Annotated in this window: 18 protein-coding genes and 4 pseudogenes; 13 read left to right on the forward strand and 9 right to left on the reverse strand. The window is 70.8% G+C overall.

The window, feature by feature from the left end:
• The 5 genes and pseudogenes from AQJ67_RS48995 to AQJ67_RS05995 form a co-directional block, all read left to right on the forward strand.
• Positions 1-553 (forward strand): annotated as a pseudogene (locus AQJ67_RS48995) (alpha-1,4-glucan--maltose-1-phosphate maltosyltransferase); the annotation flags it as partial.
• Between the two features lie 5 nt (positions 554-558).
• The gene (gene treS, locus AQJ67_RS05980) at positions 559-2,277 is read left to right on the forward strand and encodes a maltose alpha-D-glucosyltransferase (protein ID WP_062716990.1); all 1,719 of its coding nucleotides are present in this window, start codon (positions 559-561) and stop codon (positions 2,275-2,277) included.
• Positions 2,278-2,318: 41 nt separating this feature from the next.
• The gene (locus AQJ67_RS05985) at positions 2,319-3,680 is read left to right on the forward strand and encodes a maltokinase N-terminal cap-like domain-containing protein (RefSeq protein WP_062716991.1); all 1,362 of its coding nucleotides are present in this window, start codon (positions 2,319-2,321) and stop codon (positions 3,678-3,680) included.
• Positions 3,681-3,683: 3 nt separating this feature from the next.
• Positions 3,684-5,891 (forward strand): 1,4-alpha-glucan branching enzyme, encoded by a 2,208-nt coding sequence (glgB, locus tag AQJ67_RS05990; protein ID WP_062716992.1) that lies wholly within the window; start codon positions 3,684-3,686, stop codon positions 5,889-5,891.
• A gap of 133 nt (positions 5,892-6,024) precedes the next feature.
• The gene (locus tag AQJ67_RS05995; protein WP_062716993.1) at positions 6,025-7,929 is read left to right on the forward strand and encodes an AMP-dependent synthetase/ligase; all 1,905 of its coding nucleotides are present in this window, start codon (positions 6,025-6,027) and stop codon (positions 7,927-7,929) included.
• A gap of 39 nt (positions 7,930-7,968) precedes the next feature.
• Here the strand turns inward: AQJ67_RS05995 and AQJ67_RS06000 are convergent, their stop codons facing one another.
• On the reverse strand, positions 7,969-8,529 hold the full coding sequence (locus tag AQJ67_RS06000; protein ID WP_062716994.1) for a fibronectin type III domain-containing protein: 561 nt from the start codon (positions 8,527-8,529) through the stop codon (positions 7,969-7,971).
• 10 nt (positions 8,530-8,539) lie between these two features.
• Positions 8,540-8,800 carry a hypothetical protein gene (locus AQJ67_RS49000; RefSeq protein WP_244190374.1) on the reverse strand — a complete coding sequence of 87 codons (261 nt, stop codon included), beginning with the start codon at positions 8,798-8,800 and terminating at the stop codon, positions 8,540-8,542.
• 541 nt (positions 8,801-9,341) lie between these two features.
• Here AQJ67_RS49000 and AQJ67_RS06010 point away from each other — a divergent pair.
• From AQJ67_RS06010 to AQJ67_RS06025, 4 genes are all read left to right on the forward strand, one after another.
• Complete coding sequence (locus tag AQJ67_RS06010; RefSeq protein ID WP_062716995.1) at positions 9,342-10,733, forward strand: NAD(P)/FAD-dependent oxidoreductase; 1,392 nt, start codon at positions 9,342-9,344, stop codon at positions 10,731-10,733.
• 69 nt (positions 10,734-10,802) lie between these two features.
• The gene (locus tag AQJ67_RS06015; protein WP_062716996.1) at positions 10,803-13,049 is read left to right on the forward strand and encodes an FUSC family protein; all 2,247 of its coding nucleotides are present in this window, start codon (positions 10,803-10,805) and stop codon (positions 13,047-13,049) included.
• A gap of 52 nt (positions 13,050-13,101) precedes the next feature.
• Positions 13,102-13,323, forward strand: a complete 222-nt coding sequence (locus tag AQJ67_RS06020; RefSeq protein WP_062716997.1) for a hypothetical protein — start codon at positions 13,102-13,104, stop codon at positions 13,321-13,323.
• 299 nt (positions 13,324-13,622) lie between these two features.
• Positions 13,623-14,078: a cyclic nucleotide-binding domain-containing protein gene (locus tag AQJ67_RS06025; RefSeq protein WP_062716998.1), complete on the forward strand. Its 456-nt coding sequence runs from the start codon at positions 13,623-13,625 to the stop codon at positions 14,076-14,078.
• Between the two features lie 3 nt (positions 14,079-14,081).
• Here AQJ67_RS06025 and AQJ67_RS06030 read toward each other — a convergent pair whose 3' ends face one another.
• Both AQJ67_RS06030 and AQJ67_RS46595 read right to left on the reverse strand, forming a co-directional pair.
• Positions 14,082-15,395, reverse strand: a complete 1,314-nt coding sequence (locus AQJ67_RS06030; protein ID WP_062716999.1) for an MFS transporter — start codon at positions 15,393-15,395, stop codon at positions 14,082-14,084.
• A gap of 79 nt (positions 15,396-15,474) precedes the next feature.
• Positions 15,475-15,726 (reverse strand): annotated as a pseudogene (locus tag AQJ67_RS46595) (LysE/ArgO family amino acid transporter); the annotation flags it as partial.
• Between AQJ67_RS46595 and AQJ67_RS46600 the strand changes: the two are divergent.
• Positions 15,725-16,150: pseudogene (locus tag AQJ67_RS46600) on the forward strand (LysR substrate-binding domain-containing protein); the annotation flags it as partial. The pseudogenes AQJ67_RS46595 and AQJ67_RS46600 overlap by 2 nt on opposite strands.
• A 131-nt stretch (positions 16,151-16,281) precedes the next feature.
• Here AQJ67_RS46600 and AQJ67_RS06045 read toward each other — a convergent pair.
• Entirely contained in the window at positions 16,282-16,983 is a 702-nt protein-coding gene (locus tag AQJ67_RS06045; RefSeq protein WP_062717000.1) for a TetR/AcrR family transcriptional regulator, read from the reverse strand.
• Positions 16,984-17,127: 144 nt separating this feature from the next.
• Here AQJ67_RS06045 and AQJ67_RS06050 point away from each other — a divergent pair, with 144 nt between their 5' ends.
• The gene (locus tag AQJ67_RS06050) at positions 17,128-18,345 is read left to right on the forward strand and encodes a saccharopine dehydrogenase family protein (RefSeq protein ID WP_062717001.1); all 1,218 of its coding nucleotides are present in this window, start codon (positions 17,128-17,130) and stop codon (positions 18,343-18,345) included.
• A 106-nt stretch (positions 18,346-18,451) separates the two neighbouring features.
• Positions 18,452-18,685, forward strand: coding sequence for a WhiB family transcriptional regulator (locus tag AQJ67_RS06055; RefSeq protein WP_062717002.1), 234 nt, complete (start codon positions 18,452-18,454; stop codon positions 18,683-18,685).
• A 103-nt stretch (positions 18,686-18,788) separates the two neighbouring features.
• On the opposite strand, the pseudogene AQJ67_RS49010 reads toward AQJ67_RS06055, so the two are convergent.
• Together AQJ67_RS49010 and AQJ67_RS06060 are read right to left on the reverse strand one after the other, a co-directional pair.
• Positions 18,789-19,043: pseudogene (locus AQJ67_RS49010) on the reverse strand (response regulator transcription factor); the annotation flags it as partial.
• Entirely contained in the window at positions 19,034-20,446 is a 1,413-nt protein-coding gene (locus AQJ67_RS06060; RefSeq protein ID WP_062717003.1) for a M1 family metallopeptidase, read from the reverse strand. The gene AQJ67_RS06060 and the pseudogene AQJ67_RS49010, both read right to left, overlap by 10 nt.
• Positions 20,447-20,587: 141 nt before the next feature.
• Here AQJ67_RS06060 and AQJ67_RS06065 point away from each other — a divergent pair, with 141 nt between their 5' ends.
• Positions 20,588-20,938, forward strand: coding sequence for a DUF488 domain-containing protein (locus tag AQJ67_RS06065; protein WP_062717004.1), 351 nt, complete (start codon positions 20,588-20,590; stop codon positions 20,936-20,938).
• Here the strand turns inward: AQJ67_RS06065 and AQJ67_RS06070 are convergent.
• Positions 20,935-22,608: an FAD-binding dehydrogenase gene (locus AQJ67_RS06070; protein ID WP_062717005.1), complete on the reverse strand. Its 1,674-nt coding sequence runs from the start codon at positions 22,606-22,608 to the stop codon at positions 20,935-20,937. The genes AQJ67_RS06065 and AQJ67_RS06070 overlap by 4 nt on opposite strands.
• A gap of 24 nt (positions 22,609-22,632) precedes the next feature.
• The gene (locus tag AQJ67_RS06075) at positions 22,633-23,259 is read right to left on the reverse strand and encodes a TetR/AcrR family transcriptional regulator (protein WP_062717006.1); all 627 of its coding nucleotides are present in this window, start codon (positions 23,257-23,259) and stop codon (positions 22,633-22,635) included.
• Positions 23,260-23,324: the final 65 nt, after the last annotated feature.

Here is a 23,324-nt window from a genome sequence, read left to right on the forward strand (position 1 = left end):
CGGCGGCCGCCCCGCCTTCGAACTGCGCGCCGTCCTCGCCGCCACCCTCTCGCCCACCTGGGGCATCTACAGCGGCTACGAACTCTGCGAGAACACCCCCCTGCGCAAGGGCAGCGAGGAATACCTCCACTCCGAGAAGTACCAGCTACGCCCCCGCGACTGGACGGCCGCCGAGCGCGAAGGCCGCACCATCACCCCCCTGATCACCCAGCTCAACGCCATCCGGAGGAGCCACCGCGCCCTCCACCGGCTCAGGAACCTCCGCTTCCACCACACCGACAACGACGCCCTCATCGCGTACAGCAAACGCACGGGTCCGGACACGGTTCTGGTGGTCGCCAACCTTGATCCTCACCACACCCAGGAGGCCACGGTCTCGTTGGACATGCCGCAACTCGGCCTGGACTGGGATGCCTCCCTGTCCGTGCACGACGAACTGACGGGTGAGACCTACCGCTGGGGCCGGACCAACTACGTGCGCCTCGAACCCGGCAGGGCCCCCGCGCACGTGCTCCACGTCCAGGCATCGCCACCGCAGATCGGAGGGTCTTGAGCGTCATGACCGTCAACGAGCCCGTGCTGGACACGTTCGAGGACACGCCCGCCAAGGATCGTGACCCGGACTGGTTCAAGCGCGCCGTCTTCTACGAGGTCCTGGTCCGCTCCTTCCAGGACAGCAACGGCGACGGTGTCGGCGACCTCAAAGGCCTGACCGCCAAACTCGACTACCTGCAGTGGCTCGGCGTCGACTGCCTGTGGCTGCCGCCCTTCTTCAAATCGCCCCTGCGGGACGGCGGCTACGACGTCTCCGACTACACCGCGGTCCTTCCTGAATTCGGCGATCTCGCCGACTTCGTGGAATTCGTGGACTCAGCCCACCAGCGCGGTATGCGGGTCATCATCGACTTCGTCATGAACCACACCAGCGACCAGCACCCGTGGTTCCAGGAATCGAGGAAAGACCCCGACGGGCCTTACGGCGACTACTACATGTGGGCCGACGACGACAAGCAGTACGCCGACGCCCGCATCATCTTCGTCGACACCGAGGCCTCCAACTGGACGTACGACCCGGTCCGGGGCCAGTACTTCTTCCATCGCTTCTTCTCCCACCAGCCGGACCTCAACTACGAGAACCCGGCCGTCCAGGAGGAGATCCTGGCCGCCCTCCGTTTCTGGCTGGACCTCGGCATCGACGGATTCCGGCTCGACGCCGTGCCCTATCTGTACGCGGAGGAGGACACGAACTGCGAGAACCTTCCCGCGACCCATGAATTCCTGAGGCGTGTCCGACGCGAGATCGACGCGATGTATCCGGACACCGTGCTGCTGGCCGAAGCGAACCAGTGGCCGGAAGACGTCGTCGACTACTTCGGTGATTATCAAAACGGTGGCGACGAATGCCACATGGCCTTCCACTTCCCAGTGATGCCCCGCATCTTCATGGCCGTACGGCGGGAATCCCGCTACCCGGTCTCGGAAATCCTCGCCAAGACGCCGGCCATTCCCTCCGGCTGCCAGTGGGGCATCTTCCTGCGCAACCACGACGAGCTGACCCTCGAAATGGTCACCGACGAAGAGCGCGACTACATGTGGGCGGAGTACGCCAAGGACCCCCGTATGCGGGCCAACATCGGCATCCGCAGGCGGCTCGCCCCGCTCCTCGACAACGACCGGCACTCGATCGAGCTGTTCACCGCCCTGCTGCTCGCCCTGCCGGGCAGCCCGATCCTGTACTACGGCGACGAGATCGGGATGGGCGACAACATCTGGCTCGGCGACCGCGACGCCGTCCGCACCCCCATGCAGTGGACGCCGGACCGCAACGCCGGCTTCTCCTCGTGCGACCCCGGGCGGCTCTGTCTTCCCACGATCATGGACCCGGTCTACGGCTACCAGGTGACGAACGTCGAGGCCTCCATGGCCTCCCCGTCGTCGCTGCTGCACTGGACGCGCCGGATGATCGAGATCCGTAAGCAGAACCCGGCCTTCGGGCTCGGCTCCTACACGGAACTCCAGTCCTCCAACCCCGCGGTGCTCGCCTTCCTCCGCGAGTACGAGGACGACCTGGTGCTGTGCGTGAACAACTTCGCGCGCTTCGCGCAGCCCACGGAACTCGACCTGCGTGAGTTCAGCGGACGTCATCCGGTGGAGCTGTTCGGCGGGGTCCGTTTCCCGGCGATCGGCGAGCTGCCGTATCTGCTGACCCTCGGGGGCCACGGCTTCTACTGGTTCCGGCTCTCCCGAGTCGCATCCCGCATCGGTCGACGGCTGTGAGCGTGCGCTCCGAGTCCGTGCCGAGGAAAGGACGGGTCACCATGCAGAAGACCGCATCTCCCCGATCGAGCCGTACGGTCGACGCGAGCCCCATGGTCTCGCTCGCCGGGCTGCTGCGCGAATGGCTGCCACGGCAGCGCTGGTTCGCGGGCAAGGACCGGCCCGTCACGGACCTCGCGCTGCTGTCGATGACGGAGCTGTTCCCGGGCTGTCTGCATCTGCTGGTGCACGCCGGTCACTCGGCGGTGCCCGCGCCCGGCGGCGCTCCCCCGGCCGGCGACTGCTACCAGCTGCTGCTCGGCGTACGACAGCATCTGTCGCCGCGGCTCGGCCGGGCGCTCATCGGGCGTGCGGAGGAGGGACCGCTGGCCGGGCTGACGGTCTTCGACGCGTTGCAGGACCCCCGGTCGGCCCAGCTGCTGCTGGAACGGCTGCGGCATCCGGGCACGTCGGGCCCGCTGTGCTTCGAGGCCGACCCGTCGGTGTCCGTGCCCGCCGGGCTTGTGCCCCGGGTGCTGGACGCCGAGCAGTCGAACTCCTCGCTGGTGTACGGCGATACGTTCATCCTCAAGCTGTTCCGGCGCATCCAGCCCGGTGTCAACCCCGACCTGGAGCTGTCCGGCGCGCTGGCCGGGCAGGGCTGTGGTCGGGTACCGGCCCCGGTGGCCTGGTTCCGGACGACGTACCCGTGGGAGGCCACGCTCGGCGTGCTGCAGCCGTTCCTGCGGGACGCCTCCGACGGCTGGACGCTGGCGCTGAACGCGCTGGCCTCGGGCGGCGACTTCACGGCCGAGGCCCGTCAGCTGGGGCGGGCGACGGCGGAGGTGCATCTGGCGCTGGCGTCGGCGTTCCCGTCGCTGTCCCGCGGCGAGAACGACCGGATGGCGGCGGCGATGACCGAGCGCCTGGAGCTCGCCGCGCACTTCGTCCCCGCGCTCCAGCCGTACGTCCCCGGCCTGCGTACCGCCTTCGGTGCCCTCGCCGGCTGCGATCCCGGGCCGCCCGCCCAGCGCATCCACGGTGACCTGCACCTGGGTCAGGTGCTGCGGGCCGGCCGGGAGTGGTTCGTCATCGACTTCGAGGGCGAGCCGTCCCGTCCGCTCGCCGAGCGGCGTGGCGTCCACTCGCCGGTGCGGGACATCGCCGGCATGCTGCGCTCCTTCGACTACGCGGCCCGGCAGCGCCGGCCGTGGCGTCCGGAGTGGGCGCGCCGCTGCCGGGAGGCGTACTGCGCGGGCTATGCCGGCCTCGCCGGATGGGACCCGCGCAAGAAGCACGGCTTGCTGCGTGCGTATGAGACCGACCGCGCCGTGTACGAGGTCCTGTACGAGGCCCGGCACCGACCCGACTGGTTGCCCGTACCGATGGCGGCGATCGAACGCCTCGCCGTGAGAGGAGCCTGACCCATGGCCCTGCACGAGACCTCGCGCCCCGAATCGGCCGGCCCGGGCCGACGCGCCGCCGCGCCCGATCTGGACCCGGCCGACCGTGAGCGCCTGCTGTCGGGCGCCCACCACGATCCGCACGCGCTGCTCGGGGCGCATCCGGTCCCGGGCGGGATCGCCTTCCGGGCGTTGCGTCCGTTCGCGCGTGCGGTGAGCGTGGTGGTCGACGGCGAGCGCACGGGGCTGGTCTCGGAGGGCGGCGGGCTGTTCTCCGGTGTGCTGCCGCTGGACACGATCCCGGCGTACACGCTGCTGGTGTCGTACGCCGAGGACGGGTCCGACGAGCGCGAGGTCCATGACCCGTACCGCTTCCTGCCGGCCCTCGGCGAGCTCGACCTGCACCTCGTCCGCGAGGGCCGGCACGAGGAGCTGTGGAAGGCGCTCGGCGCCGAGCCGATGACCCATCAGGGGGTGGCCGGAACCCGATTCACCGTGTGGGCGCCGAACGCCCGGGGTGTCCGGGTCGCCGGGGACTTCACCTGCTGGGACGGTACGGCGTTCCCGATGCGGTCCCTCGGGGCGTCCGGGGTGTGGGAGCTGTTCCTGCCGGGGATCGGCGAGGGCACGCGGTACAAGTTCGAGATCACGTCCCGGTACGGCGGCCGGTTCCTCAAGGCCGACCCGATGGCCCGCCGTGCGGAGGTCCCGCCGGACACGGCGTCGATCGTGCACGCCTCGCACTACGAGTGGGGCGACGAGCACTGGATGGCGCACCGGGGTGACGTTCCGGTGCACCAGGCCCCGTTCTCGGTCTACGAGGTGCATCTGCCGTCCTGGCGTCCGGGCCTGACCTACCGGCAGCTGGCGGATGAGCTGCCCGCGTATGTCGAGGAGCTCGGTTTCACCCATGTCGAGTTCATGCCGGTCGCCCAGCACCCCTTCGCCGGGTCGTGGGGCTACCAGGTCACCGGCTTCTACGCGCCGGCCTCCCGGCTCGGCACGCCGGACGACTTCAAGTACCTGGTGGACGCCCTGCACCAGGCCGGCATCGGGGTCATCGTGGACTGGGTGCCGGCCCACTTCCCGAAGGACGACTGGGCGCTGAGCCGGTTCGACGGGGATCCGCTGTACGAGCCCGGGGACGCGCGGCGGGCGGAGCACCCGGACTGGGGGACGTTCGAGTTCGACTACGGCCGTACCGAGGTGCGCAACTTCCTGGTCGCCAATGCCACGTACTGGTGCGAGGAGTTCCACGTCGACGGGCTGCGGGTGGACGCCGTCGCCTCGATGCTCTATCTCGACTACTCGCGGGACTCCGGGCAGTGGGCGCCGAACGCCTACGGGGGGCGCGAGGACCTGGACGCGATGGCGTTCCTGCAGGAGATGAACGCGACCGTGTACCGGCGCAACCCCGGCGTCGTCACGATCGCGGAGGAGTCCACGGCCTGGGGCGGGGTGACGCGGCCGACCGACAGCGGCGGGCTGGGGTTCGGGCTGAAGTGGAACATGGGCTGGATGCACGACTCGCTCCAGTACATGGCCAAGGAGCCGGTGCACCGCAAGTACCACCACAACGAGATGACCTTCTCGATGGTGTACGCCTACAGCGAGAACTACGTGCTGCCGATCTCCCACGACGAGGTCGTGCACGGCAAGCAGGCGCTGGTCTCCAAGATGCCCGGCGACTGGTGGCAGCGGCGCGCCAACCATCGCGCCTATCTGGGCTTCATGTGGGCGCACCCGGGCAAGCAACTCCTTTTCATGGGGCAGGAGTTCGCGCAGGGCGCGGAGTGGTCGGAGGCGCACGGGCCGGAGTGGTGGCTGCTGGATCCCGGGTACGCGTCCGCGGGCGACCACCGGGGCGTACGGGACCTGGTCCGGGACCTCAACACGCTGTACCGGGCGACTCCGGCGCTGTGGGAGCGGGACACCGACCCGTCCGGTTTCCAGTGGGTGGTCGGGGACGCCGCGGACGACAACGTGTTCGCCTTCCTCCGCTTCGGATCGGACGGTGACATCCTGCTCGCCGTCTCCAACTTCTCCCCCGTCGTCCGGCACGACTACCGGCTGTGGGTGCCGGACCGCGTCGACGCCTGGCACGAGACCCTCAACACCGATGCCGCGCACTACGGCGGGAGCGACGTCACCAACCCGGAACCGCTCAAGCCGGAGGACGGGCACATTCGGCTGACGCTGCCTCCGCTCGCCACGGTGTGGTTGTCGCCCTGACCGAGGGGAGATCACCGAACGAGGTCAATTGTCAGTTCTCGACACCGCGCGCTCTCAGCTGGGCTAGATTCGGGCACCGCCGATAACAGTACTCATCGGTGCTGTCACACCCGGTACACAACAGGAGCAGCGCATGCGTGACCTCGGCCTCGCTCCCCCCACCGTCACATCCCTGACCGGCGGGCTCGCCGACAGCGTCTTCGAGACGGCGGCCCTCGATCCCACCCTGCCGTTGCTCGCGCGCCGCCCGGACCCCTCCTCCACCACCTGGGAGGAGGTGACCGCCGTCGAGGTGCGCGAGGAAGTGACCGATCTGGCCAAGGGTTTGATCGCTTCGGGGATCTCGCCCGGTCATCGTGTGGCCATCATGGCGCGCACGCGGTACGAGTGGACGGTGCTCAGCCACGCGCTGTGGGCGGTGGGCGCCGAGGTGGTCCCGATCTATCCCACGTCGTCGCGCGACCAGGTCGAGTGGATCCTGCGGCACTCCGGCTGTGTGGCCGTCGTGGTCGAGGACGAACAGGCGGTCATGACGGTCGGCTCGGTGTGCGGGTCGCTGCCGCAGCTGCGCCATGTCTGGCAGCTGGACGCGGGTGCGTTGCAGCAGTTGGTGGAGCGGGGCGAGTTCGTGCCGCTCGCGACGGTGGAGTCGATGCGCCGGATCGTGCTGCCGGACTCCACCGCGGTCGTCGCCTACACCTCCGGTACGACGGGCCGGCCCGTGGGCTGCGCGCTCAGCCACCGCAATCTGGCGAGCACCTGCGACACGTTGCTCGCGGGCTGGGGGCACAAGGTGGTGCCGCCGGGCGGGCAGGCGTCCGTGCTGGCCTTCCTGCCGTTCTCCCATGTGTACGGCCTTCTGGTGCAGACCCTGTGCATCCGCGGCGGCATGATGATGGGCCACGAGCCCGACCTGCACGAGGAGGCGCTGTCGGCGGCGCTGCGTTCGTTCAGACCGACGTATTTCTGCGGGGTCCCGTCGATCTTCGAGAAGATCTACAAGAATTTCCTGCGGGTGGCGCAACAGGCGGGCCGGGGCGCGCTGTTCGAGCGTGCCGCCGACACGGCGCGGGACTACGCGGCGGCCCTCGAACGGCAGCGGCTCGGCGGCGGGCCGGGGCCGGGTTTCGATCTGCGGCTGCAGCACGCCCTGTACGAGCGGACGGTGTACCGCAAGCTGCGTGCCGCGCTGGGCGGCCGGGTGCTGCTGGCGACCTCGGGCGGCTCGTCCCTGAACCGTGAGATCTCCTTGTTCTACGAGGGCATCGGCATCTACGTGAACGACGGTTACGGGCTCACCGAGACCAGTGGCGGGATCACCGCGCAGCCGCTGGGCCGGGAGATGTCAGGGACGGTCGGTCGGGCGTTGCCGGGCACGGACATCCGCGTCGCCGACGACGGGGAGATCCTGGTGCGCGGGCCGTCGGTGTTCCAGGGCTACGTCCATGACGAGGCCTCGACGCGGGCCGCGCTGCGTGGCGGCTGGCTGGCCACCGGGGATCTGGGGCGGCTGGACTCCGACGGCTATCTGACGATCACCGGCCGCAAGAAGGACGTCGTCGTCACGAGCAGCGGCAAGAGCGTCTCCCCGGCGCTCCTGGAGCAGCGGCTGAGGATGCATCCGCTGGTCCACCAGGCGGTGGTCGTGGGCGACAACCGGCCCTGCGTCGGGGCCCTGATCACCCTGGATCCGGACTTCCTGGCGTACTGGCGGGAATCCCTCGCGGTGCGCAGCGACGCGCGGGTGAAGGAGGCGCGGGAGGAGAACGCGCTGCGGGAGGAGCTCTCTCGGGCGGTGGCCGCCGCCAACAGCGCGGTGTCGCGTTCGGAGTCCATCCGGGTGTTCCGGGTGCTGCCGGCGACGTTCGACGTGGCCAGCGGCTTGCTGACACCGTCGATGAAGCTGCGCCGGGACGCGATCGTGCGGCACTACGCGCTCCAGATCGACGCGATGTACCAGGCACGCTCGCGTGCGCCCCGGGAGCACATGGCGGACGAGTTGGCGCACTGGGACGACGCGGACAACGTCTTCGGCTGACCGCACCCGGCTCGTCCTGCCGGCCCCGCCGACCCGCGTCTACTGGCCCGTGGTGAGCCGTACTTCATTGGACTGCTCGCCGAGGACGAAGGCACGGACGCGGTAGGTGGCGTGCCGTTCGTCGGGCAGGGGGACGAAGTCGGTGGTCTCGGTGTCCGGAGGGACGACGGCGACGGGGTCGTAGCGGTGGCTGTTCTTCTTGCGGATCTCCAGGAGGAAGCCGTCCTCGTCCGGGGAGTCGTCGGTCCAGGTGAAGCGGAGGCCGTCCGCGAGGTCAGTGCGGGTCGGCCGGGCGGTGGGGCCGCGGTAGGAGCGCAGCCGGTAGTGGAAGGTGGTGTGCGGCAGGAGGTCGGGGTGGCGGTAGCTCGTCACCTGGGGGGCGAGGTACTTCAGGACGGTGTAGGGGCCGCTCTCCTCGGTCGCGAACTCCAGGACGTGGCCCGCGATTGAAGGTCGGGTGTCCTGCCAGTCCAGGTCGATGTCGGTGGGTGTCGTGAGGACACCGCGCAGTGGCCGCTCCGGATCGGTGGCGTCGGCCGAGCAGGCCGGCAGCGCCAGGATCAGCGCTGCCGACGCCGCGATGGGCGCCTTTCCTCGCATACGGCGGCCGCTACTTGCGCCAGAAACGGACGTTGCTCCACTCCACGGTGGCCTGTCCGCCGCCGCTGTCGGTGCGGTAGGCGCCGAACTTGTCGTAGAAGCTGCCGCCGGGGCTCGCGTAGGTGTGTTTGAGCGAGCCGTTGATGTAGGTGCGGTGCTCGGCGCCGACCTGGTGGACGGTGTTGACGCGGACGGTAGCGCCGACGGTCCCGGAGGCTGGTGATGCGGAAGTAGCCTTCGAACTGGCGGGTTCCTCCGGTGTAGGTGGCATAGCGTCGTTCAGCCCGTTGGTCGCCACTGGCGGTGGAGCAGGTGAGCCGGAACGTGAGGCCGTCGACCTGGCCGCAGCCGCGTTCCTGCACGGTGAAGGTCGGTGACACCGACTGCCAGCCGCCGGGCTCGACTTCGGCGAAGGCGTCCGGGGTGGCGAGCAGGGAGGTGGCGCACAGCGCCGTGGTGACGGTGAGGGTGCGCAGGCGTATGGGCATCCTGCCTCCTGTCGGATGTGGGGGGGCGGGCCGCACGCCATACACGCCGGGTCACATACTTGAACTGCGGCCCCTGACTTGGACGAGCGAGGGGGACGCTAGGTCCGGACCAACGGACCGTCAAGAGATCCCGCGCACATGTCTTTCGCCTCCGAACCGGTGTGCCCCCGCACGGGTTGGGGCAAGGTGGCTGTCGACGAGTTCATCTGCCTGCCGCACCCGGCTGGCGGAACGGCCGGTGGCGCGGTGGGATCGAGGCGTGCGAAGCCGCGGTCCGGGGGCAGGCGAACGACGTCAGGCACCCCGCCTGGAGCCGCAGAAGGGATGATCACCGTGACACGACCCAGGATCCTGGTGGTTGGCGCAGGCTTCGCCGGAGTCGGATGCGTGCGCCGGCTGGAACGCAGACTCTCCCCCGACGAGGCCGAGATCACCTTGGTGACGCCGTCCTCCTACCAGCTCTACCTCCCGCTGCTGCCCCAGGTCGCCTCCGGCGTCCTGACGCCCCAGTCGATCGCCGTGTCCCTGCGCCGCAGCCGCCGGTACCGCACCCGGATCATCCCGGGCGGCGCCATCGGCGTGGACCTCGCGGCCAAGGTCTGCGTCATCCGCACCATCACCGACGTGACCGTCAACGAGCCGTACGACTACATCGTGCTGGCGCCCGGCAGCATCACCCGTACCTTCGACATCCCCGGACTGACCGACCACGCCTACGGCATGAAGACGCTCGCGGAGGCTGCCTACCTCCGTGACCACGTCATCTCCCAGCTGGACCTCGCCGACGCCAGCCAGGACCCGGACGAGCGCGCCGCGCGGCTCCAGTTCGTGGTGGTCGGCGGCGGGTACGCGGGCACCGAGACCGCCGCCTGTCTGCAGCAGCTGACCCACAACGCGGTCAAGCGCTATCCGCGACTGAACCCGAAGCTGATCAAGTGGCATCTGATCGACATCGCGCCGAGGCTGATGCCCGAGCTCGGCGAGAAGCTGGGCAGTGCCGCGCAGGAGATCCTGCGCAGGCGGGGCGTCGACATCTCCCTGGGCGTGTCCATCGCGAAGGCGGGTCCCGAAGAGGTCACCTTCACCGACGGCCGCGTGGTCCCCACCCACACCCTGATCTGGACCGCCGGCGTCGCCGCCAGCCCGCTGATCGGCACGCTGGGCGCCGAGACGGTGCGGGGCCGCCTCGCGGTGAACGCCGAGATGAACCTGCCGGGCCACGACGGCGTGTTCGCGCTGGGCGACGCGGCCGCCGTGCCCGATGTGGCCAAGGGCGAGGAGGGCGCGGTCTGCCCGCCCACCGCCCAGCACGCCATGCGTCAAGGCAAGGTCGTCGCCGACAACGTCATCGCGGCCCTGCGCGAGCAGCCGATGCGGCCGTACGAGCACAAGGACCTCGGCCTGGTCGTCGACCTCGGCGGCCGCGACGCCGTCTCCAAGCCGCTCGGCATCGAGCTCAAGGGTCTGCCCGCGATGGCCGTCGCCCGCGGCTACCACTGGTCGGCGCTGCGCACCAACGTCGCCAAGACGCGCGTCATGACGAACTGGCTGCTCAACGCCGTCGCCGGGGACGATTTCGTACGCACCGGCTTCCAGTCCCGCAGCCCGGCGAAGCTGAAGGACTTCGAGTTCGTCCACGCGTATCTGTCGCCGGAGCAGCTGCGGGCGCGCGTCGACGGGAAGGGCGACGGGTCGATCGAGGGGACGGCTGACTGAGGTGACGGCCGCGCCGCGAGCCGCCGCTCGCGGCGGGAACGGGGAGAGAGCGGGAGAGAGTACGGCGACGTGAGGGCAGCGGGACGGCCGGTCCGGGCACGACTGCGGGACCGTTTCGCGGCGTCCGACCCCGGGCTGCTGCGGCTGACCGCCGGGCTGCGCACGGCGGGCGCCATCGCCCTCGCGGTCGCCGTGCTCGCCCTGCTCGGCACCGATGTGACGCACCTGGTCGCCGGGGCCCTGGCGGCGATGGTGGCCACCTTCGCGATCCGGGAGAAGCTGCGCGGACAGCAGGCGGTCACGCTCGCCCTGGGCCTGCCGGTGGCACTGGCGTCCATGACGCTGGCGGCGGCCCTGCACAGCGACATCGTGGCCGGGGACGTGTTCTTCGTCGTGCTCATCTTCTGCGCCGTCTACGGGCGCAGGTTCGGCGACCGCGGCACCGCGCTCGGCCTGATCGGCTTCCAGATCTACTTCGTTTCCCTGTTCGTCGGCGCCACGGTCTCCGGCCTGCCCGAGCTGTACGGTGCGGTCGCCCTGGCCTTCGGGTGCAGCGCGCTGGTGCGGTTCGCTCTCGTCCCCGAGACGCCGACGGGGGTACTGGAGCGGCTGCGCAAGGCTTTCCGCGCCCGGCTGGCCCAGTTGCTGTCGGCCCAGCTCGAACTGCTCGGCGCCGGCCCGGAAGAGGCGGACCGGGCCCTGGAGCGGGTGCGCGAGGGCACGGCGCGGCTGCACGAGACGGCCCTGCTGATCCAGGGCCGGCTGGCGGAGGGGACGACGGACGAGGCCGTCGCGCGGCTGGTGCAACGGCGGGTCGCGGACGCCGAGATCGCGGCCGAGCGGCTGGGTCTGTCGCTCCTCGCGGCGCGCGGCGCCGAGCGGGCCGACACCCTGGCCCTGCATCTGCCCGGCGCGCCCGTCCCCTCGGGCGGACGGCAGCCGGTCCGTGAGGAGGCGACCGTCACGCTGCGCCGCGACCTGGAGGCCCTGCGCCTGCTCGTCCTGCACCCCGTCGGCGAGGCCTCCAAAACCGCGCTGTCCCACGTCCGCAACCGGCTCCTCGGCTACCGCGACGAGGAGAACCTGCCCGACGCCTCCCCCGCCGTGCAGGACGCCTTCCGGGCCGTCGGCGAGGCCGCCCGCGCGGTCCTCGGGCTGCGGATCGCCCTCGGCGGACCCCAGGACGAGTCCGACGACAGTCCGGCCACGGCGCGCTCGCGTGAGGAGCTGGACGCGGAGGACGCCGTGCTCGACGCGGACGAGGCAGCGCCCTCGGAGGAACCGTCCGGGCTGCGCCGGCCCACCACGCGGGCCGCCGTGCAGGTGGCCGTCGGGTCGACGCTGGCGATGGTCGGCGGCGAGCTACTCTCCCGCGACCGCTGGTACTGGGCGGTGCTGACCTGCTGGATCGTGTTCCTCAACACCGCGTCCACGGGCGAGATCCTGGTCAAGGGCTACCGCCGGCTGCTCGGCACCGTGCTGGGCGTGCTGGCCGGCATCGTGCTGGCGGGCGCGGTCGGGCAGCACACCTGGACGGCGTTCGCGCTGGTGCTGCTGTTCGTGTTCGCGATGTTCTACTCGGCCCCGCTGTCCTACACGCTGTCCTCCTTCTTCGTCACCGCCGCCCTGGGGCTGCTCTACACGCTGTTGCACACCTACAGCCTCTCGGTGCTGGTGCTGCGGATCGAGGAGACGGCGCTCGGCGCGGCCTGCGGGGTGATCGCGGCCGCGCTGGTGCTGCCGGTGCAGACGGACCGCCGGACGAACGAGCTCCTGGCCACCGTGCTGGAACGGCTCGGCGAGGTCACTCGCAGCGCCGTCGAGCAGCTCAGCGGCGGGCCGCCCGTCGAGTTGCTCGACCAGGCGCGGGACCTGGACCAGGCGCTGGCGGACCTGCGGGCCGCGACCAAGCCGCTCACGCATCCGGTGACGCCGCTGCGGGCCCGGCGGGAGACCGCGCGCCATGTGGTGGCGCTACTGGAGACGTGCGCGTACCACGCGCGGTCCCTGGCCGCGACGGCCGAGCTGTTGCCCACCCACCCCTCGATCGCGGCGGATCCCCGGCTGCGCCGGGCCGCGGGGCGTATCGCGCACAACATCGAGACGATCACCCGGCACGTCACCGACGAAGACGCCACGGCCGGGATCGAGACCGGCCCGAGCATCGCCTCGCTCCTGGGCCGCAGCGCCCCCGGCGCACCGCGCTACGGCCGGGTCACCGACCGCGTCCTGCGGCATCTGCAACGCCTCGACGAGGGAGTGGCAGGTCTGGCCCGCCCGCTGGGCGTGCCGGTGACGGCGTCGGACGGTGTGTGAAGGCATCGGGGGAAGGACGGCTCATCGGGGGATACGGGGGTACGCGGATGTCATGACCGATGTCGTGGACTCAGACGAACTGCTGCGGCGCATGCAGCGCGCCAGGGCCTGTGCCCGGCAGGAGGAGCGGACGTGGCGGGCACGGAGCGAGCAGCTCAGGTCGACCGACCCCGACGCGGCCCGCGAGGCCGCCGTACGCACGGTGGCCTATGAAACCGTGATCACGGTGCTGGAGGAGATTCTGACCCCGGGCAGGCATCCGGAGCGGCCCTGAAACATAGATCCGAGTGAAACCGGTCACGTAACCCGGTCTTGGTTACGCAGAATCCACCAAGATGGTTTACGGTTCATACATACGTGGTCACGGGGTAGACAGTCTCGTCCCCCGCACCACCGCTTACGGCCCTGGCTGGCCTCCCCCGTCCAGCCAGGGCTTTTTAACACCCTGGCACGCTCTCGGTACGAACTCTCGACGAAACCGTCCGCCGCCGAGGTGCCCACCACGGCGGTAGCGGCTGAAATGGACGCAGGGAAAGCACCGGTACCTCAGTCGTCGGCGAGGAGCCCCGTGTCATGACCAAAGCGATCAAACTGCTGACCGCCCTTCCGCCACCTCAGCGCCAGCGTCTGATGGGGCTCGCCCGGGAGGTCTCCTTCCCGGAGGACACCCGGATCTTCGAGGCGGGCGGCACGGCCGACCGCTTCTGGGTGATCCGCTCGGGCGCCGTCTCCCTCGACCAGCGCGTGACGTCGATCCAGCGGGTGACCGTCGCCAGCCTCGGCTCCGGCGACCTGCTGGGCTGGTCCTGGCTGTTCCCGCCGTACCAGTGGGACTTCGGCGCGGAGGCCTTCAGCCCGGTGCGCGCCTACGAGTTCGACGCGGCGGCGGTGCTGCGGCTGTGCGAGGAGGATCCGGGCCTTGGGATGTCCCTGGTCCGCCATGTCGCCGAAATCCTCGCGCACCGGCTGGAGTTGACGCGCGGCAGACTGATGGAACAGTACGGCCACCAGCGGCGCAGCGCGCTCTGAGACTCAGACGCGATAACGGCGCAAGGCCGGAACCACCACGGCCAGGCCGACCATCAGGGCGACGACCAGCAGCCCGCCGCCCACGGTCGCCGTGCGCGCGCCGAACGCCGAACCCGCCGTGCCGTGCAGCACGTCGGCGAGGCGCGGCCCGCCCGCCACGACCACCGTGAAGACGCCCTGCATCCGGCCGCGCATCTCGTCGCTGGCGGCGGACAGGAGGATCGCCCCGCGGAAGACCATCGAGACCATGTCGGCGACCCCGGCGAGGGCGAGGAACGCCACGGCGAGCCACAGACTGCCGCTCAGTCCGAAGCCGGTGATGGCGCCGCCCCAGGCGACGACCGCGCCGATCACCATCCAGCCGTGCCGGCGGGCCCGGGAGAACGTGCCGGAGAACAGTCCGCCGGCGACAGCACCGATCGGGATCGCCGCGAACAGCAGTCCGAGGGCGAGCCCTTCGCCGTACGCCCCGTAGGTCTCGCTCGCGAGTTGCGGGAACAGGGCGCGGGGCATGCCGAAGACCATCGCGATGATGTCGGCCAGGAAGGACAGCAACAGCACCTTGTGCAGGGCGATGTAGCGGAAGCCGTCCGCGATCTCACGGATGCCCGCCCGGCGCCTGGCGGTGCCCGGGGCCGCGAGGGGCGGCAGCGCGGGCAGCCGTACGACCGCCCACACCGTGACGCACAGGGCCAGCGCGTCGATGAGGTACAGCTCGGCCAGGCCGATCACGGGTATGAGCACGCCGGCCAGCAGGGGCCCGACCACCTGGCCGGTCTGCATGACGGTCGAGCCGAGGGCGTTCGCGGCGGTCAGCTCGTCGGCCGGCACCAGACGGGCGATGGAGGCGTTGCGGGCCGGGGCGTTGAGCCCCCAGAAGGCCTGTTGGACGGCGAGCAGCACCATCAGCACGGCCACCGACGCGAGGCCGGTCACGGCCTGGAGCCAGAACAGCACCGAGGTGACCGCGATGCCGCTGTTGGTGATCAGCAGCAGCTTGCGCCGGTCCATGCTGTCGGCGACAGCCCCGCCCCACAGCGCGAACACCACGAGCGGCAGCAGTCCGGCGAGACTCGCCGCGCCGACCCACGCCGACGAGCCGGTGATGTCGTAGATCTGCTTGGGCACCGCGACCGCGGTGAGCTGGCTGCCGACGGCCGTGACGATGGTCGAGGACCACAGCCGGCGGTAGGCCGGACGGCGCAGCGGCCGGGTGTCCATGGCCCAGCGGCGCCAGCCACGCCGCCCGGGCGGCACCGCGGAGGGGGCCTTCTCCAGTGGATCCTGTGGTTCGGCACTGCTCTCGCTGGTATCCACGCGCTTCCTGGATGCTCGTTACATCTTTTCCGGTCGGGGATCACTATCGCAGTACCGGCCAGGCGTTCGGACGCGCGTCTCAGCTTCCGGCGAGGAGGCTGACGCCGAGGGCGATCATCGTCGCGGCGACCAGCCCGTCCAGGACGCGCCAGGGCGCCGGCTTCGCGAGGTGGCCGCTGAGCAGCCGGGCGCCGAAGCCGAGGGCGGCGAACCAGCACAGGCTGGCCAGCGCGGCACCGAGACCGAACGTCCAGCGCATCGGACCGCGGTCGGCGGCGACCGTGCCGAGCAGGAAGACGGTGTCGAGGTAGACGTGCGGGTTCAGCCAGGTGCGTCGCCTCGGCCGGATGCGCTACCTGGCCGCGGCCAGCCCCGAGTTCGCCGAGCGCCACCTCGGCTCGTCACTCGGGGAGGCGCTCGCGCGGGCGCCGGTCATGACCTTCGACCGCAGCGACGACCTCCAGGACGCGTTCGTCCGCACGCTCCGCCGCGGCCGCACCGGTGCGAGCCCCGTACGCCACCACATCCCCACCTCGGAGGGCTTCCTCGCGGCCGTGACCGCCGGCCTCGGCTGGGGCATGATCCCCGAGGTCCAGGCGGAACCGCTCCTGAAGACCGGCCGTCTGGTACAGCTGGCCCCGGACCGCCCGGTCGACGTCCCGGTGTACTGCCAGCAGTGGAAACTGGACTCACCGGCACTGGCAGCGGTCACGCAGGCAGTGCCGTCAACGGCAGCGGAATCGCTGCGCGCTTGAGCCAGCAGGCAACCCTGCAACGCCCTCAAGGGGCGCGGGGCTGTATCGATGTGCGGCTCCGCCGCGTGGGCGCGCCCAGCCACAACGAAGCCGCAGCCCCAAGACCACCTGACCCGGCACCACCTGCGGAGCTACAACGCTTCCAGCTGCGCCGCGGCACTGTCCAACAACATCTCCAACGCGGTCGGATACGCACTGTCCACCATCCGCGCCGCCAGCAAAGGCGCCGCCTCGGCGATCCGCGGATAAGCGGCACGGGGCAGCCGACCATACGTGGACCGCCACACATCCTCGTCAGCGCGCAGCGAATCCGTCGGCAGGGCCAGCGCCGCAGCGTCCAGCGCCGCGAAGGCCAGCGCTTGGTCGATGAAGGCGTGGTAGATCCGCACGGTGTCCGGCAGCGGAAACCCGGCGGTGCGCAGCACGTCCAACACCGTCTCGTCGGCGGCGAGTTCGTTGGGCCGCCCGGTGACCCGGCTGGTCGTGAGCGCGGCGGCCTGCGGATGGGCGACGTACGCGGCGTGGACGCGCAGCCCCACGGCGCGCAGGTCCGCCCGCCACTCCCCCGTCCGTTCCCAGCCGTCCAGCGCCTGGCCGATGAGGGCGTCGCCGATGGCGAGGGTCAGGTCGTCCATGCCGCGGAAGTACCGGTACAGGGTGCTCGGGTCCGCGTCGAGGGCGAGGCCGAGGCGGCGGGCGGTGAGACCGGAGCTGCCGTGTTCGCGCAGCATCCGCAGCGCCGTTTCGACGATCAGCCGCTCCGACAGCACGGTGCCGCTTTTCGTGGGACGGCGTCGGCGCCGCTTCTCCTCCGGCACGACCGGTTTCGGCACGATGACCTCCGTCCTTCCCGTCCTCTCCGTCCTTATGCCAACGCCATTGACCTTACGTGAACGGACCGCGTTGTATCTCGGGCGGGGCCCCACCTCGCCGTAGACCTTCAAGCCCGTGGACCTTCAAGCCGAGGGAGTCTTGTCATGCGTGTACTGCTCGTGGGAGCCGGTGGAGTGGGCACCGCCATCACCCGGATCGCGGCCCGGCGCCCGTTCTTCGAGGCGATGGTGGTCGCCGACTACGACCTGGCGCGTGCCGAGGCGGCCGTGGCGGCGCTCGACGGCGACGCCCGTTTCCGGGCCGAACGCGTCGACGCGAGCGACGAGGCGGCGGTGACCGCGCTGCTTCGGCGGCACGCGTGCGACGTGCTGCTCAACGCCACCGACCCGCGTTTCGTGCTGCCGCTGTTCCGGGCGGCACGCGCCGCCGAAGCGACCTATGTCGACATGGCGATGTCACTGTCCCGGCCGCACCCGCAGCGCCCGTACGAGGAGTGCGGGGTCAAGCTGGGCGACGCCCAGTTCGAGCAGGCCGCCGACTGGGAGAAGGCCGGTGCGCTGGCCGTCGTCGGGATGGGCGTGGAGCCGGGTCTGTCGGACGTGTTCGCCCGGTACGCGGCCGACGAGCTCTTCGACGAGATCGAGGAGATCGGCGTTCGCGACGGCGCGAACCTGACCGTCGACGGCTATGACTTCGCGCCGTCCTTCAGCATCTGGACCACGATCGAGGAGTGCCTCAACCCGCCCGTGGTCTACGAGGAGGGCCGCGGCTGGTTCACCACCGAGCCGTTCAGCGAGCCCGAGGTGTTCGACTTCCCCGAGGGCATCGGGCCGGTGGAGTGCGTGAACGTGGAGCACGAGGAGGTGCTCCTGGTGCCGCGCTGGGTCGACGCGCGCCGGGTGACCTTCAAGTACGGCCTGGGCGAGGAGTTCATCGGGACGCTGAAGACGCTGCACCTGCTGGGCCTGGACCGCACCGAGCCGGTGACTGTGCCGGGCGCCGACGGGCCGGTGCGGGTGTCTCCCCGGGACGTCGTCGCCGCGTGTCTGCCGGATCCGGCGACGCTGGGCGAGCGGATGCACGGCAAGACCTGTGCGGGCACCTGGGTGCGGGGCGTCAAGGACGGCAGTCCGCGCGAGGTGTACCTGTACCACGTGGTCGACAACCAGTGGTCCATGAAGGAGTACGGCAGCCAGGCCGTGGTCTGGCAGACCGCCGTCAATCCGGTCGTCGCCCTCGAACTCCTCGCCGACGGCGCCTGGTCGGGCGCGGGCGTGCTGGGCCCGGAGGCCTTCCCGGCCCGGCCGTTCCTGGATCTGCTGACGGCGTACGGCTCCCCGTGGGGCATGCGCGAACAGTGACCGGATTCGCCGGGGTCCGACGGGGTTTCACTTGCGCATCGACAGGCGACTCGAAAACGAGTAATGCATCCACCGAGGGCACATACGACGATCGCAGGTGACTTTGATGGACGACTGGCGAGACCACGCCGCCTGCCGCCATGAGGACCCCGACCTCTTCTACCCGATCGGCACGTCCGGACCGACCGTGCTGCAGACGGAGCAGGCGAAGGCCGTCTGCCGGCGCTGCTCGGTCCGGGAGCAGTGTCTGCGCTGGGCGCTGGACATGGACCAGTTCATCGGGATCTGGGGCGGCACGAGCGAGACCGAGCGCAGGGCGCTGCGACAGCGCGCCGGCTGAGCGGCCGTACCGCCGTGCGCCGTGACCAGGTGCCGGACGATCGGCAGCCCGAGCCCGCTGCCGCCGGTGCGCCGGCTGCGGAACTTCTCGGCCCGCCAGAACCGGTGGAGGCCCAGTCGATGCCCCGGGTCCACTCCAGCAACTGCCGCCTGGAGAAGACCCGTTCGGGTTCGGCGACCATCGCCGGCAGGATCTCGAACCCGGCCGCGGCGCATTCCACCGCCGCCCCCTCGCACCGCACTTCGTGCCGGACGGGGTCGACGGCGATCCCGGCGGCGCGTACGACGGGCTCCTCCCGCCGGCCGCCGGCCCGTCCGCCGCGCCGCAGCACGGTACGGATGCGGGCCATCAGCTCGTTGAGGAACTCGTCCGGCCCTGGGGCCGGTTCGGCTTGCCCGGTGTGTCCAGCCAGGTCCGGAACAGACCGTCCAGGTCCCGCCCCGAGACCTGTTCCGCGAGGCGCTCGAACTGTGCGGTGGTGCCGTGGCCGTAGCGGTGCCCGGACGCCCAGGCGCGCAGGATCAGGAGGAACGCCCGGTCGCCGACGGCCTTGCGCAGGGCGTGCAGGGTCATCGCACCACGGTTGTAGACGGGGGTGCCGAAGATGTTGGCGCCGCTGCCGGGGTTGGCGGGCGGGAACTCCCACAGGCCGTCGCTCGCGGGTTTCGCGTAGAGCTCGTCGAACGTCTTCTGCGCGCTGTCGCCGCCGTGCTGCTCGGCGTAGAGCCACTCCGCGTAGGTCGCGAAGCCCTCGTTGAGCCAGATGTCCTTCCAGGAGGTGAGCGAGACGGAGTCGCCGAACCACTGGTGGGCGCTCTCGTGGACGAGGGTGCTCAGGTCGGGCGCGCTGTCGTAGACCGGACGGCTCTGGGTCTCCAGCGCGTAGCCCACGTTCGGGGCGTGGTCCACGATCGATCCGGCGGCACGGAACGGGTAGGGGCCGAAGAGCTTGCTCTCCCACTCCAGGACGGAGGGCAGCTTCTTGAGCACGGGCGCCGCGGCGGCCGCCTCGCGCGGGTCGACGGCGTTGTAGACGCGGATGCCGTTCCTGGTGGTGAACTGCTCCACCTTGAACTTCCCGACGGTCGCGGTGGCCAGGTAGGCGGCCATGGGCTCGCTCTGACGCCAGCGGAACGTGGTCTTGCCGTGCGTGGTCCGCCGGGAGAGCAGGACGCCGTTGGCGACGGCGGTGCGCCCCTGGGGGACGGTGATCGTGAAGTCGTACGACGACTTGTCCGTGGGGTGGTTGTTCGCCGGGAACCAGGTCATCGCGCCCTGCGGTTCCCCGGCGACGAAGGCTCCGTCGTCGGTGGGGATCCAGCCGTCGAGCGAGCCGTCCGGGTCGGTGACGGGGGCGGGCTTCCCCTTGTAGGTCACGGTGATGGTGAATCGTTCCCCCTTGCGCAGGGCGCGCTGTGGGGTGACGACGAGTTCCTGTCCGTCGCGCCGGAATCCGGCCTTGGTGTGACCGACCGTCAGGCCGGTGACGGTCAGCCCCTTGAAGTCGAGGTCGAAGCGGGTCAGACGCTGGGTGGCACGGGCGGTGAGGACGGCCCTGCCGTCGAGGCAACCGCTGCCGGTGTCGTAACGGAGCGTCAGGTCGTAGTGGCCGACGTGGTATCCGCCGTTTCCGGCGAGCGGGAAGTAGGGGTCGCCGGCTCCGGATGAGCCCGTCGGCGAGGGCGCGGCGGCCCCGAGCAGAGCGGCGAGGGCGAGGGGGGTGGTGACGAGGACGAAGGTGCGTCTGACGGCCTTCGGCACGTGCTCTCCTACGGTTCGGGGGGTGGACAACGGCTTCACACTAAAGGCCCCCTCCCCCGCAACTCGCCCTTGATCGGGTCAAGTCCCGGCGGGCTCCGCAGTACGCTCCGACGCACCCGCCCCTTCGTCGAGAGGCCGCCCGTGAGCGTGCGCGTCCGCCGTGTCTACGAACCGCCCGAGCCCGCGGACGGCGTCCGCGTCCTGGTCGACCGGCTGTGGCCGCGCGGCCTGTCGAAGGAGGCGGCCCGCGTCGACGAGTGGCCGAAGGCGCTCACCCCGTCGACCGAACTGCGCCGCTGGTACCACGCGGGCGAGGGCTCGTACGAGGAGTTCGCCGAGCGGTACGAGGCGGAGCTGGCCGATCCCGAGGCCGTCGAACTCCTGGACCAGGTACGGGAGTTGGCACACAAGGGCGACGTGACCCTGCTGACGGCGTCCAAGACGCCGGAGCAGAGTCACGCCACCGTGCTGGTGCGCATGTTGGAGTCCTAGCCGACCTGCCGCGCCGCCGCCCGTCCCGCCGTGCGGCCGGAGAAGAGGCAGCCGCCGAGGAAGGTTCCCTCCAGGGCGTTGTAGCCGTGGACGCCGCCGCCGCCGAAGCCGGCGACCTCGCCGGCCGCGTACAGGCCGTCGATCGGCGTGCCGTCGGCGCCGAGCGCGCGGGAGTCGAGGTCGGTCTGGATGCCGCCGAGGGTCTTGCGGGTCAGGATGTGCAGCTTGACGCCGATGAGGGGGCCGGCCGCGGGGTCGAGGATGCGGTGCGGGGTGGCGACGCGGCCGAGGCGGTCGCCGATGTAGCGGCGGGCGTTGCGGATGCCCTGGACCTGGGCGTCCTTGCTGTACGGGTTGGCGATCTGGAGGTCGCGGGCCTCGATCTGGCGTCGGACGGTCTCGGCGTCGAGGAGCGGCTTGTCCGTCAGCTGGTTCATCTTCTCGACCAGTTGGTCCAGGTTCGGGGCGGTCACGAAGTCGGCGCCGTTGCGCAGGAAGGCCGCCACCGGTCCCGGGGCTCCCTTGCCGAGCACCCGCTCCTTGAGGAAGCCGGTCCGGTCCTTGGCGGTGATGTCGGGGTTCTGCTCGGAGCCCGACAGCGCGAACTCCTTCTCGATGATCTTCTGGCTGAGGATGAACCAGGAGTGGTCGTAGCCGGCGATGTCGGCGTCGGTGCGCAGGTGCTTGAGGGTGCCCAGGGTGTCGTAGCCGGGCAGGCAGGGGTCGGGCAGTCGGCGGCCGAGGGCGTCGAACCACATGGAGGACGGTCCGGGCAGGATGCGGATGCCGTGGCCGGGCCAGATCGGGTCCCAGTTCTGCAGGCCCTCGGTGTAGTGCCACATACGGTCACGGTTGACCAGGCGTACGCCCGCCTCCGCGCTGATGTCGAGCATGCGGCCGTCGACGTAGGCGGGGACGCCGGTGACCATCTCGGTGGGCGGGGTGCCGAGCCGTTCGGGCCAGTAGCGGCGGACGATGTCGTGGTTGGCGCCGATGCCGCCGGTGGTGACGACGACGGCCTGGGCGGTGAGCTCGAACTCGCCGACGCGGTCGCGGTTGGAGGCGACGCCCCGGGCCGAGTGGTCGTCGGCCAGGACCGTGCCGCGTACGCCGCGCGCCGTGCCCTCCTCGATGACGAGCTCGTCGACCTGGTGCCGGTGGTAGAAGGTGAGCAGCCCGTCGCGCGAGGCCTGCTTGGCGTACCGCACGAACGGCTCCACGACGCCGGTGCCGGTGCCCCAGGCGATGTGGAAGCGGGGCACGGAGTTGCCGTGGCCGTGGGCGCGCAGGTCGCCGCGCTCGGCCCAGCCGACCGTGGGCAGGAACTTGATGCCGTGCCCGTCCAGCCAGGCCCGCTTCTCGCCGGCCGCGAACTCGACGTAGGCGCGCGCCCAGCGCACCGCCCAGGAGTCCTCGTCGTCCACCCGGTCGAACCCGGCGCTGCCCTGCCAGTCGTTCCAGGCCAGGTCGAGGGAGTCCTTGATGCCCAGGCGCCGCTGCTCCGGGGAGTCGACGAGGAAGAGCCCGCCGAAGGACCAGAACGCCTGCCCGCCGAGGTTGGCGGCGTTCTCCTGGTCGACCAGCGCGACCCTGCGGCCCCGGCTGGTCAGTTCGCTCGCGGCGACCAGGCCCGCGAGTCCCGCTCCGACGACGATGACGTCGGCATCCATGGCGACCGTCCCTTCCTCATGTCCTCATCGGGTGGTGTCGCTGCCGTCGGTGAGCAGCGCGGTGAGCAGTTGCCCCAGCCAGGCCCGGGCGTGCTCGCCGTCCCGGTCCAGCAGCAGTTGGGTGGTGACGCCGTCGTAGGCGGCGACCACGGCGTGGGCGGCGCCGTCGATGTCGCCGAGCACGGCGGGCAGTGCGGTGTGTCCCCGTGCCCTGGCCAGCCGGTCGGCGATGGCGCCGCGCAGCCGGGCGCGGTGTTCCAGCAGGGCCTGCGCGACGGCCGGGTCGCGCGCGGCGTGCACCAGGAAGTCCGTCTTCACCAGCAGCCAGTCCCGGTCCAGCAGCAGCACCTCGGTCACCCGGTCCACGGCGGCGGGCACGTCCAGGTCCGGCCCGTCGAGGGCGAGCGCCCCGGACACCTGCTCCGCGATCAGGTCGGCGCGCTGCCGGTAGAGGGCGAAGAACAGCTCGTCCAGGCTGTCGAAGTTGGAGTAGAAGGCGCCCCTGCTGTAGCCGGCGGCCTCGCAGACCTCCTCGATGGAGACCCGGCCGAACCCTTTTGCGGCGAACACGGCGAACGCGGCGTCGAGCAGGTTGGCGCGCGTGCGGACGCGGCGCTTGGTGACGCGTCCGGTCGTTTCCTTCACCGCCATGTCCCGCCTCCGTTCGATACGTGAATGTATCCGATACAGGAATGTATCCAAAGAGCCGGGCGGAA

The organism is Streptomyces caeruleatus (assembly GCF_001514235.1).
Classification (GTDB): Bacteria; Actinomycetota; Actinomycetes; order Streptomycetales; family Streptomycetaceae; genus Streptomyces; species Streptomyces caeruleatus.